The following is an 11311-nucleotide window of genomic DNA, read 5'->3' as shown; positions in this document are numbered from 1 at the left end:
AAAGAGCTGTTCTCCACCGAACGCTGGGCCCTGCTCGCCGAAGCCGGCGCCCTCCCCCAGCGCCCGCTCTGGGCCTCGACCGGCGTGAAGGACCCGGCCTACCCGGACACCCTCTACGTCACCGAACTCGTCGCCCCCGGCGTCGTGAACACCATGCCGGAAAAGACCCTCGACGCCACGTTCGACCACGGCACCGTCACCGTCACCGGCGACACCGTGACCGGCACCTACGCCGAAGCCAACGCCACCCTCGACGCGCTCGAAAACCTTGGCGTTTCCTACAACGACGTCGTGGCACTGCTTGAGTCCGAGGGCCTCGACAAGTTCGTCGCCAGCTGGAAGGAACTCCTCGGCGACGTCGAAGGCGCCCTCGCCTCTGCACGGAGCCATGGAGCCTCCCCAGCACCACGGGACACGCCGTAATGGTGCGCTCAATCAGGCATATGGGGAGCGGCGACACCGGAGTTCCGGCAGAACCGCAGGACTGGACCTCGCTCCGACCGGGAGACCTCGTCGAGGTAATCGAACCCGGCGGATACTCCTACGAGGCGCGGATCGAGACTAAAACCGAGCAATCGGACATCCTCTGGATCAGAAGCCACGGCTTCGGCACGCGGCACCTCCTTCACAATCAGGACGGGACCCGGCTTCAGGCCACACTCCCTGGCCAGCCACAGAACCCGTAACCCTCCGGCATTACCGTGCCGGGAGGCCACTTCCTGGCCCCGCGGAATTGCCACGCCTGCAAGCCAACACAATAACCATTTGGAGAAACACATGAACACGTCTGCCAACAGCAGCTCTAACCGGACGCCCCTTATCGCCGGTAACTGGAAGATGAACATGGACCACGTCCAGGGCAGCAGCCTGCTGCAACATCTGGCCGAGGCCCTTTCTGAGGCAAAGCACGACTATGACCGGGTGGAAGTTGCCGTCTTTCCGCCCTTCACGTCCCTTAGCGCCGTACAAACCCTGATCCAGGACGATGGCTTGGGCCTGGTCTCAGGCGGCCAGGACCTCTCCCCGTTCGACTCCGGCGCCTATACTGGCGACGTCAGCGGTCGGTTCCTGGCCAGGCTCGGCTGTAAGTATGTGCTCGTCGGCCACAGCGAACGCCGCACGATCCACGGCGAAACCGACGAAATCCTGAACGCCAAGGTCAAGGCGGCCTACCGCCAGGCACTCACACCGGTGCTGTGCGTCGGCGAGGGCCTGGACATCCGCCGGGCCGGCACACACGTCCAGCACACACTGGCCCAGCTGCGCGCCAGCGTCGACGGACTCACCACGGACCAGGCAGCGGGGCTCGTAGTCGCGTACGAGCCCGTGTGGGCCATCGGCACCGGAGAAGTCGCCGGACCCGAAGACGCACAGGAAATGTGTGGGGCGATCCGCGCCGAACTGGCCGGCCTGTTCGGCCAGGATGTCGCCCCCAAGACCCGGCTGCTTTACGGCGGCTCAGTTAAGGCCAGCAACGCGCCATCCATGCTGCACGAGACCGACGTCGACGGCGTCCTGGTCGGCGGTGCGAGCCTTGATGCGGATGAATTTGCCAGCATTGCAGGCTTCGAGCGCCAGCTTGCCGGCTGAGCCTAGCGCCAAGGTCCGTTCCCGGCACGCCCCATCTCTTGGTGTTGTTTGGGAAGGGCTTTTCTCTAACGAGGTCGACATCTCTGGCGTGGGGGTGTCGAGCTGGTTGAGGGGCGAAGAACGGATCAATTACGCCCTTTTCCCAGCCGCACATCTCGTCGCGCCGTGGATATTTGACCCATGGGTACAGAACTATGTAGGGTCGAAGCATGGGCAGACCCAAAGAGTTCGATCCGGAGACCGCCGTCGTTCAGGCGATGAATCTCTTCTGGCGTCAAGGCTATGCCTCGACCACGCCCCAGGGGCTCGCGGACGCGCTCGGAATCGGCAAAGGGAGCCTCTACAACGCCTTCGGCGGCAAACGCCAGCTCTTCGATCTGGCGCTGCAGAGGTATCTCGACACACAGAAGGACGCCGTCACGAGCTTGCTCAACGATTCGGGAACGGTCAAGGAGCGGCTGCGTCGAGCGCTGATGGTCCTCGTCGAGACCGATCTGGCCGACCCCGGTCGCCGGGGTTGCCTTGCCACGAACAGCGCCGTCGAATTCGGCGTCGCCGATGCCGACGTCGCAACCCGCGTGCAAAGCCTGTTCGACCACACCGAGCGCGCCTTCGCGTCGCTAATCACGGAGGGGAGGCGCAGCGGCGAGCTGCGGAACGACCTCGACGACCAGGCGGTGGCCAGCATGCTGCTGAACACTGTCACCGGCCTGCATACCCTGGCCCGACTCGAGAAGGGCCCCGCGCGGATGCGGAGCATCGCCGACGCCACCATCTCGCTCCTTTAACGGCTACGCGCATCCGGAGCCATTTCTTTTTGCCATTTTTCTGTACCTGTAAGTCAATTACTGAATAGGAGAACCGACATGACCTCATCACTCAACCTGAACATCTTCTCGGCGCCGGCACGGGCCGTGAACATCCCCCTCCCGGGGCCCGCGCCTGAGGACGGCTGGACCTGGCCTCCCACCTCAGTCACGCTGATCTCCGGCGAACGCGAGGCGATCCTAGTCGACACGGTGCCCGGTATCGACGACTCAGCCGAACTCGCCGACTGGATCGAGGCCAGCGGCAGGGAGCTCACCACCATCTTCATCACGCACGGCCACATCGACCACTTCCTCGGAGCGGCCGAGCTGCTCAAGCGCTTCCCTGAGGCGCGCCTGGTGGCCACCGAAGCGACCGCCCGCCTGATCGCCTCTGAGGCCGAGACCGGCCAGCAGCGTGCGCTCTACTCCCAGATCTTCGTGGAGGAGATCGGCTCCGAGGTCGTCGTGCCGGAGGCCCTCGTCGGAGGCCGACTCGAGCTCGAGGGACATGACGTGTACGCCGTGCCAACCGGCCAGTCCGATGTGAGCGACTCCTCCTACGTGCACATCCCCGAGCTGTCGGCTGTCATCGTGGGCGACATCGCCTACAACGACGTGCACCCGCCCCTCGTCGAAAGCACGCACGAGACCCGCCAGGCCTGGATCGACACGATGGTCAAGATCCAGGAGCTCGAACCGGAGATCGTGGTGGCCGCCCACCGCCGCGCCGACGCCGCGAATACCGGGCAGGCGCTGGCCGACACCATCGCCTACCTCAAGGAGGCCGACGACTTCCTGGCCACCGATCCGACCGCCGAGGAGTTCATCGACCACATGCTGGCGGCTAATCCCCACCGGCTCAACGTCAGCACATTGCACTACGGCACCGCCCTGATGGGCCTCCGGCAGGCCTAACGGGTTCCCCAGTATCGGACGGGCTGGCGACCCGTGGCTCGGCGGTCGCCGCCTTTACCCCTCGCCTGGTTGCAATGGAGGACCGGAGCAGCACCAGTCCTAAGCCGATGCGGCGCCTACGTAGGCGCCGCATCTTTCCGGCAGCCGTCTCCCTTTAGACGACGTTGACGGTGTCGAGGTACAGCGCGGCGAGCTCGGTGTCGCCCGTGAGCTCGACGTCGGCGTCGCGCCACGACGAGCGCCGGGTTCCCCAGTCGGGGAACGTGATGGCCGGGGCGGTGATGCGGGCCGCCGGGGTGTGGGAGCCGGCTGCGGCGAGGCCGTCGGCATCGATCCACCAGGTACCGCCGCCGGGGCCTGTGAGTGTGAGGGTCAGTCCGGCGTCGATTCCGGATGCCGGGGATTTCGCGGTCTGGTTGCTGAGCACCGCGGTCATCCAGTCGAGCACGGCGCGCATCCGGCTTGCGTCCGTCGGAGGCGTCGGCATGCCGAGGGCGGGGGCCATGTCGTGGCGGAGGTGGGTGTGCAGGTCGAAGACGAGGGCGCCGCCGACGAGCAGCGCCATCGGGAATTTTCCGAGCTCGTTCAGCTGCGTGGGCACCGCCCGCATCGGGGTGTGCCGAACGAAGGCGAGCATGCGGGCCGAGGTGCGGGTGGCGGTCTTGAACTCGGCCATGACCTGCTGTCGGCTCCACGCGCGGCGCACCTGCACGGGGCCCTCGTTGACGGCCTCGAGGCTCGGTTGGCGTGCGGCTTGGAGGCCGGCGGGGCTGTACATGTTGTGGGCGGTGGAGCCGATATGGCCGACCACGTCGGCGATGCTCCAGCCAGCCGCTTTGCTGGGCGCGTTCCACTGGGAGGCCGTGAGGGAGTTCGCGAACTCGAGCATCACGGTGCTCTCGGCGCGGAACGCGGCGTGGAGGTTGTTCAGGTCGGGGGTGGGGAGACGGTTGGCCATGTCGAATCTGCTTTCGTGGGATGTTCGGGGAAATCGTGTGGCTCTCGGGGGTTTGAGGGGCGCAGAGGCGCGCCAAAGTCAGCGCGCGGTGCCGCGGGACGTGGATCGTGAAGCGTTGAGCGGGGAGGGGAGAGGCAGGGCCGCCCGCCGGCGTCAGTTCGAGGTTCGGATGGCTGCCACCGCCGTGTCGTAGAGGTCAAACAGCGCCATCGAACCGCGCAGCCGGAGCCACTCCTCGGTGGCGGCCTGCAGGCAGGTGATCGCCGCGCCGACGATGGCCCTGGCCTCAAAGCCACGCGATTCGGAGGCGGGTAGCTTCGGTTCGATCAGGGGGGCGAGCAGGTCGGTCCACCTCGCCTGCTTCTCGGCGTGGCCGGCTCGCAGTGAGTCGTTGTCGAACAGCATCGAGACGATCTCGAGGCGGTTCTCGGGGCTGGCCTCGATCTCGTCGAGCACCTCGAATGCATGCCGCAGCGACACCCAGACGTCTTCATCCGCCGGCCGGCCGGCGAGTCGCGCCGCGATGACCTCTCCCTGCTCGGACAGGCCGCTCAGGGCCAGGTCTTCTTTCGTGCGGAAGTAGTTGAACAGGGTGCGGCGCGAGACGCCGGCCGCTGCTGCGACCTCGTCGACGGTGGTCTCGTCGAAGCCCTTTTCGGCGAAGAGCTGCATCGCCGTCTGTGCGAGAAGTGAGCGCACGACGGCTCGGGTCTGCAAGCGGATGGGAGAGGGAGTCGAGGCCATGCACCGACAGTACAACAATGCAGTGCGGGAAGCAACTTGCACTTAGTGCACCACTATGCATAGAGTGTTCCCATGAGAGAAATCGACTACACCACACAGACCGTCATCGTCACCGGAGCCAGCTCCGGCCTGGGCGCCGAGTTCGCCCGCCAACTCGCCGCCCGTGGCGCGAATCTGGTCCTCGTTGCTCGCCGCGAAGACCGCCTGAAAGCCCTCGCCGAAGAGCTGACACGCCGCGACGGGGTGAGCGTTACCACCATCGCCCGCGAACTCGACCGGCCGGATGCGGGGCGCATGCTCCGAAAGGAGCTCGAGTCACGGGGCATCTTCGCCACCGGCCTCGTCAACAACGCCGGCTTCGGCACGCACAACCCATTCGGCGAGGAGGACCCCGAGCGGCTGCAGCAGCTGATCACTTTGAACATCGGCGCCCTCGTCGACCTGAGCCACGCCTACTTCGACGTCTTCGCGAAGCAGAAGACGAGCATCCTGATCAACGTCGCGAGCCTGCTCGGGTTCATGCCAACCCCCTACCTCAGCGTCTACGGCGCCTCGAAGGCGTTCGTGCTGAGCTTCACCGAGTCCCTTTGGGAAGAGGCCCGCGGAACAGGCCTGCGCGTACTCGCCATCTCCCCCGGCGCCATGGCGACCGAGTTCTTCGACGCCGCCGGCAGCCAGGCCGCCGACTACGGAACCCGCCGCGCCCGCCCCGAAGACGTCGTGAAAACCGCGATCGACACCGTCGACAAGACCTCGCACCGACCCTCGGTCATCACCAACGGACGACCCCTCGCCATCGCCGCGCGCTTCCTCCCGCGCCGCGCGATCGTGCACTTCATGGGCGCCACCATCCGCCGCAGCAACCGCTGAGCCGACTCCGATCCACCGACCACCTGCCCGCGTGACCGCGCATCCACTCAGCAAACCCGTAGGGAGCATCATCATGACCATCACCATCGACGAACCGGCCGCGAGGGCGGGACTCTCCGACAAGGAGCGCTTCGGCGCCGTCCTCGCCGCCCAGCGTTCCGCCCAGCTCCGCGACGGTGCGCCGTCGCTCGAGAAGCGGCGACGCGATCTGCGGGCCTTTAGGGCGGCGCTGATCAGCCGGCGCCGCGCCATCGAAGAAGCGATCAACACCGACTTCGGCAACCGCTCGCGCCACGAGACCGCGATGATGGAGGTGCTGGGCGTCGTTCAGGGCATCGACTATCTCGACCGCAACCTGCGCTCGTTCATGCGCCCTGTCCGCCGCCGGATCACGCTGACCCTGCGGAACGGCAGCAATCAGATCGAGTACCAGCCCCTCGGGGTCGTCGGCGTGATCTCACCCTGGAACTACCCGGTGAACCTCTCCCTGATGCCCGTGGTCACGGCCATCGCGGCCGGCAACCGGGTGATGCTCAAGCCGTCGAAATACACCCAGGCCACGAACGCCCTCCTCACCGCCATGATCGCCGAGCTGTACCCCGAGGAGCAGGTCACCGTCGTCAACGGCGACGGCAGCGCCTTCTCGTCGCTCGCCTTCGACCACCTCGTCTTCACCGGCAGCAGCTCGGTCGGCCGCGCCGTCATGAAAGCGGCGAGCGAGAACCTCGTACCGGTCACCCTCGAGCTCGGCGGCAAGTCGCCGACAATCGTCGCCCCGGGTCGGGTCACCGACAAGACGGTCGAGTCGATCGTCTTCGGCAAGCTGCTCAGCGGCGGCCAGACCTGCATCGCGCCCGACTACGCCCTCGTGCACGAGAGCGAGGTCGACGCCTTCGTCGAGCGGTACGACGCCTTGGTCAAGGCCGCCTACCCCGGCGGCCCCAGAAGCGTCGACTACACCTCGATCGTGAACGAGCAACAGTACGACGTCCTGGTCGAGCTGATCGCGGATGCCCGGGCCCACGGCGCGACCATCCTCGAGGTAGGTCACCGGCCACAGGATGCCGCACTCCGACCACACACCTTCCCGCCCCACCGTGGTTTTGGGCGTGACCTACGAGATGCGCATCGCGCACGAGCAGATCTTCGGCCCGATCCTGCCGATCTTCCCGTACGGCACGATCAACGATGCGATCGACTACGTTAACGAGCGGCCCCGACCGCTCGCCCTCTACTACTTCGGCGCCGACGACGCCGCCCGCCGCCAAGTGCTCGACCGCACGACCTCGGGCAACGTGACCGTGAACGGCACGATCATGCACGTCGGCCAGGACGACCTCCCCTTCGGTGGAGTCGGCGAGAGCGGCATGGGCAAATACCACGGCATCGAGGGCTTCCGCACCCTCAGCCACCCCAAGGGCATCTACACACAGGGCCGGTGGAACGCCGCCGACCTTCTACACGCGCCCTTCGGCAAGCGCGCCGACCGCGTCCTGGGCTTCTTCCTGCGCTGAGCACCGCGGCGAGCCGTTCCCGGACGCGATTACGTCCAGGATCATCATTTTCACCCACTTAAATGGAGCACATCATGAGCACGTCCAGGACTGTCATCCTTGATCGTCCCAGCCCGAAGGTCGCGACGATCACCTTCCACAATCCGCCAGCCAACGTCGTGGCCGCCGAGACCGCTGTTCGGCTTCACGAGATCGTGACAGACCTCGAGAACGATGTTGACGTCCAGGTCGTCGTCTTCAAGAGCGACGTGCCAGACTTCTTCCTCAACCACTTCGATCTCGCCGCCGTCAACGAGCTGCCGGCGCCCCAGGCCGGCGAGCTGCCTGTCTGGACCGATCTCGTCGTGCGCCTGTCCAGGGCGCCTTTCATTACAATCGCGTCAATCCGCGGACGTACACGTGGAGGCGGCAACGAGCTGGCCCTGGCCCTCGACCTGCGCTACGCAAGCCTCGAGAACGCCTTCTTCGGACAGCCCGAGGTCGGCGCCGGACTGCTCCCGGGCGGCGGCGGCAACCGAGCGTCTCCCGCGTTTCCTGGGGCGCGACCGGGCGCTGGAGGCCATCCTCGGCAGCGGCGACTACGACGCTGCCCAGGCGGAGCGTTGGGGATGGGTGACGCGCGCACTGCCCGACGCCGAGCTAGACTCCTTCGTCGATGCGATGGTCGCGCGTCTGGCGAGCTTTGACAAGAGCTCGCTCGCCGCGGCCAAGGCCGCGGTCAACAGGGCCACGCTCCCGCCTGACGGTGACCTCGTTGCCGCCTTCTCCGAGTTCGCCCACTCGCTGACGCTGCCGGGCTTCCGGACGCGCGCAGCGGCCACCCAGGCCATCGCCGCAGAGGCCGGGCTCGACTTCGAGTACCGCATGGGCGAATACATCGCCAAGGCCAATGAGCAGGCCTGACCCATCACGTCCGTCCCGTCACCACCATCATCACAACCACCACCTGAGCAGGAGCACGCCATGAGCAGCAGCACCTACGCGCCATCCACGGCACAGACGCAGTACATCGAGACGAAGTCGGCCAGATTCGCCTACCGTCGGCTGGGGCCGGTCGGCGGGGTGCCGCTCCTGCTCCTGCACCGGTTCCGCGCCACCCTCGACTGGTGGGACCCGCGCTTCATTCAGGCGCTGGCCGCCGAGCGCGACGTCATCCTCTTCGATAACATCGGCATCGGCTACACCAAGGGCGAACCGCTGAGGACCGTCGACGCGTTCGCCGACGGAGCAGTGGAGATCGCCGAAGCCCTCGGGCTGTCGCAGGTCGACCTGCTCGGCTGGTCCTTCGGCGGCGTCGTGGCGCAAAAGGTCGCGCTCAAACGCCCGGACCTGGTCCGCAAGCTCGTTGTGGCCGGCAGCGGCTCGGGCACCGCGCCCGGCATGCCGGCGATGCCGGAGCGGGTCGCCACCATCATGGCGAAGCCCGGATCGGGCCTCGAGGACCTTCTGTACCTGTTCTACCCCGAGACCGACGAAGCCCGCGCCAAGGGCCTGGACCACTTCGGACGCATCGACGCCGAGATGCCCGAGGGCGCCCCGCAGGTCACCCAGGAAGCCGCGATGGGTCAGCTCGAGGCCATCACCGCGACGCTGGCCGCGCCCTGGGACGACGTCGCCCGGGACCTGGCGACCATAACCGCTCCGGTGCTGTATGCCGGAGGGGCGCACGACGTCATGATCAACGCCTTCGGCTCCTACGCCGCCGTGCAGGAGCTGCCCAACGCGAAACTCGTCCTCTACAGCGACGCCGGACACGCCTTCCTGTTCCAGCACCTCGACAAGTTCGTTCGTGAGGTGCTTGTGTTCCTGACCGACTGAGCCTCGGCCCAAACGAGCCGGGCCGTGCGAAGGTGCCGCAGCGACAGCCGTCGTGCCGGCGTCCAGAGCTTGGCCCGGTCAGGCGCTTCTTCTCCGCCACCAGTAACCATGCAGGAGGCGAGACCGGATGTCGCATCGCTGGCATGGCAACGTTGGAGCGGCCGGATCATGGAGGAAGGCGTGGTCGCATGTCGGTCCGCCCCCTAGCGTAACGCCGGGACCGTGACCCGGCTGATCGAAGGGGATGGTCTCGGCACTTCCGGAGTTCTCCACGACAGCACGGTTCACGACGGCGCGATAGGACAGAACCGTTTCGGCCTAGACTGCGACAGGAGTGGTGCAGGAGAGGTACTCCCCCCTCGGGAGCCAGGCACTTGCCGCTGTTCACGTTAACAATGTCGTAACCCCGATCCACTGAAGCTATGGGCCTGTCACCGCTGCGGGCCGGCCGACAACGGTGGGGCGCGGTTTGATTTTCGGGGCGCCCCCCAACAAAGCGGGGGCTTGCTAGTTGGTGCGAGCTTCTAGGCGTCTTTCAAATCTATGCCTTTGGTCTCGCGAAGCTTGAAGACCACGATGCCAGTTAGTCCACAAAGAACCATGATGTAGACATTCGAGAGCCAGCCCAATTCCCAGCTATTAAAGAGGGCGTTGAGATACGGCGCCGTACCGCCAAATAGCGCGACTGAGAACGAGTATGCGAACCCAATTCCCTGGGTGCGGACCCTGGTCGGAAATGCTTCAGAAAGTATAGACGCGAGCAGTGCGCCAGCGGCCGCGACGATGAGAAGAGCCAGTGTGGACGCCACGAACAGCGTCCATGGCTGGTCGTTGATCAGACTCATTAGCGGGATCTGAGCGACGATCATGGCGCCTGCAAACACAACGAGAACTGGGCGGCGTCCGATTTTATCCGACAGCCTGCCCCAGGAAGGTAGCGACACCAGTGCAATCAATTGAGCGAATACGGTGACCCAGTATGCGCCCTCCGCATCCATGCCTTGTCTTGTGATGGCATATGTCGACGCGTAGGAGGTCCATGTGTAGTGAGCCGCCGTGATCCCAGCCGTCATACCGATCATCATTAGGATGGATCGAGTGACCTTCTCACGGTCCAGGGACGTGACGGTGTTCTCGGCCTGCTCCTCCTGGTCGCCGTCGAACACCTCGCTTTCGGCCATACCGCGGCGCATGTACAGCGCGGCGGGAGCGAGTAATGCTCCGAAGAGGAACGGGATACGCCACCCCCACTCGGCAACTGCAGAATCGGAGAGAACGTTCGTTACCGCGCCGCCGATGATGAAGGCGAGGACGGATCCGCCGAAGATCGCCATGAATACGAATCGAGCCCCACTGACCGCGCCTGTTGCGGGGTGCAATTTCGGCAATGTAGGTGTTGGCGGTTGCCGACTCACCGCCGTGTGCGAAGCCTTGGGCCACCCGGGCCAGCAAAAGCAGGAGCGAAGCCGCGACGCCGATCTGCCCGTAGGTGGGCATCAGGCCAATCAGCAGCGAGCCGCCCGCCATCATGAGCATGGTTGTGATCGTTACCAATAGTGCTGGCCATCATTGATTTTCGTTTGCTGACCGCAGCGCTCACCACCTTTGGTGATTGCTCAAGTTTGGGGTTCGCTGTCATGAAGACTCCTTCGTCGTCGTGAGTAGGAATGATTGGTTGTTGTATTCGTCAGTTCCCCGCGGGGACCCAGAGGGTGAACGCACCACCCTTCCCATGCAAAAGAACTTCGAACACCGTCGTGCCACCGAGCGGTTCGCGGACGTCCTTCCGGGGATCAGAAGGACGCCTTCCCGGTGATCATCGGTTCGCCGGGAGTCGGCGTTGTTGGGAAGATCCAGATATCGGCTTTGAGTTCGGGCATATTCGAATGCACGATCCCTGCAACTGCCTGTCCTTGCTGGGGAACGACGCCAAGCGCTACGTCGCGATCGCCCGCACCTCACTCACCGTGAGTTCTCTCTCTCCATGAGTTCGGCGACGAATGCAGTGTTGAACTCGCCGCTTGTGAACTCCGCGCTTTCGAGGATCCTTTTCTGAAACTGGGATGTGGTGGTGGTTGGGCCCCCGAGTAGGA

The 11311-nt window shown here is 65.4% G+C and carries 13 protein-coding genes and 2 pseudogenes; 11 read left to right on the top strand and 4 right to left on the bottom strand.

Going from position 1 to position 11311, the window contains the following annotated elements:
• The 5 genes from J7I92_RS20320 to J7I92_RS20300 all read left to right on the top strand — a co-directional run.
• A partial coding sequence (locus J7I92_RS20320) for a transaldolase family protein (protein ID WP_285290140.1) occupies window positions 1-423 on the top strand: 423 nt, incomplete at its 5' end.
• On the top strand, window positions 423-686 hold the full coding sequence (locus J7I92_RS20315) for a hypothetical protein (RefSeq protein ID WP_214843448.1): 264 nt from the start codon (window positions 423-425) through the stop codon (window positions 684-686). The genes J7I92_RS20320 and J7I92_RS20315, both read left to right, overlap by 1 nt.
• Before the next feature lie 91 nt (window positions 687-777).
• Entirely contained in the window at window positions 778-1590 is an 813-nt protein-coding gene (tpiA, locus tag J7I92_RS20310) for a triose-phosphate isomerase (protein ID WP_214843446.1), read from the top strand.
• 209 nt (window positions 1591-1799) lie between these two features.
• A complete protein-coding gene (locus J7I92_RS20305; RefSeq protein ID WP_214843444.1) occupies window positions 1800-2378 on the top strand; it encodes a TetR/AcrR family transcriptional regulator in 579 nt (192 codons plus the stop codon).
• A 78-nt stretch (window positions 2379-2456) separates the two neighbouring features.
• Complete coding sequence (locus J7I92_RS20300) at window positions 2457-3314, top strand: MBL fold metallo-hydrolase (RefSeq protein ID WP_214843442.1); 858 nt, start codon at window positions 2457-2459, stop codon at window positions 3312-3314.
• Between the two features lie 154 nt (window positions 3315-3468).
• On the opposite strand, the gene J7I92_RS20295 is transcribed toward J7I92_RS20300, so the two are convergent.
• Window positions 3469-4272, bottom strand: a complete 804-nt coding sequence (locus J7I92_RS20295) for a maleylpyruvate isomerase N-terminal domain-containing protein (protein ID WP_214843441.1) — start codon at window positions 4270-4272, stop codon at window positions 3469-3471.
• A 153-nt stretch (window positions 4273-4425) separates the two neighbouring features.
• Window positions 4426-5016, bottom strand: coding sequence for a TetR family transcriptional regulator (locus tag J7I92_RS20290; protein ID WP_214843440.1), 591 nt, complete (start codon window positions 5014-5016; stop codon window positions 4426-4428).
• A gap of 72 nt (window positions 5017-5088) precedes the next feature.
• On the opposite strand from J7I92_RS20290, the gene J7I92_RS20285 reads away from it, so the two are divergent.
• From J7I92_RS20285 to J7I92_RS20260, 6 genes and pseudogenes are all read left to right on the top strand, one after another.
• Window positions 5089-5886: an SDR family oxidoreductase gene (locus J7I92_RS20285; protein WP_214843439.1), complete on the top strand. Its 798-nt coding sequence runs from the start codon at window positions 5089-5091 to the stop codon at window positions 5884-5886.
• A 73-nt stretch (window positions 5887-5959) separates the two neighbouring features.
• On the top strand, window positions 5960-7093 hold the full coding sequence (locus J7I92_RS20280) for an aldehyde dehydrogenase family protein (RefSeq protein WP_214843438.1): 1134 nt from the start codon (window positions 5960-5962) through the stop codon (window positions 7091-7093).
• Entirely contained in the window at window positions 6996-7400 is a 405-nt protein-coding gene (locus tag J7I92_RS20275) for an aldehyde dehydrogenase family protein (RefSeq protein ID WP_214843437.1), read from the top strand. The genes J7I92_RS20280 and J7I92_RS20275 overlap by 98 nt, the downstream gene beginning before the upstream one ends.
• A 62-nt stretch (window positions 7401-7462) precedes the next feature.
• Window positions 7463-7858 (top strand): annotated as a pseudogene (locus J7I92_RS24055) (enoyl-CoA hydratase/isomerase family protein); the annotation flags it as partial.
• The gene (locus J7I92_RS20265) at window positions 7800-8303 is read left to right on the top strand and encodes an enoyl-CoA hydratase/isomerase family protein (RefSeq protein ID WP_214843433.1); all 504 of its coding nucleotides are present in this window, start codon (window positions 7800-7802) and stop codon (window positions 8301-8303) included. The pseudogene J7I92_RS24055 and the gene J7I92_RS20265, both read left to right, overlap by 59 nt.
• 60 nt (window positions 8304-8363) lie before the next feature.
• A complete protein-coding gene (locus J7I92_RS20260) occupies window positions 8364-9218 on the top strand; it encodes an alpha/beta fold hydrolase (RefSeq protein WP_214843432.1) in 855 nt (284 codons plus the stop codon).
• A gap of 524 nt (window positions 9219-9742) precedes the next feature.
• On the opposite strand, the gene J7I92_RS20255 is transcribed toward J7I92_RS20260, so the two are convergent.
• Together J7I92_RS20255 and J7I92_RS24710 are read right to left on the bottom strand one after the other, a co-directional pair.
• On the bottom strand, window positions 9743-10552 hold the full coding sequence (locus J7I92_RS20255; RefSeq protein ID WP_251040237.1) for an MFS transporter: 810 nt from the start codon (window positions 10550-10552) through the stop codon (window positions 9743-9745).
• 67 nt (window positions 10553-10619) lie between these two features.
• Window positions 10620-10715 (bottom strand): annotated as a pseudogene (locus J7I92_RS24710) (hypothetical protein); the annotation flags it as partial.
• Window positions 10716-11311 lie beyond the last annotated feature (596 nt).

Origin of the sequence: Arthrobacter sp. ISL-72 (assembly GCF_018613755.1) — a bacterium.
Taxonomy (GTDB): domain Bacteria; phylum Actinomycetota; class Actinomycetes; order Actinomycetales; family Micrococcaceae; genus Arthrobacter.
This window is presented reverse-complemented; position numbering and strand designations above follow the sequence as displayed.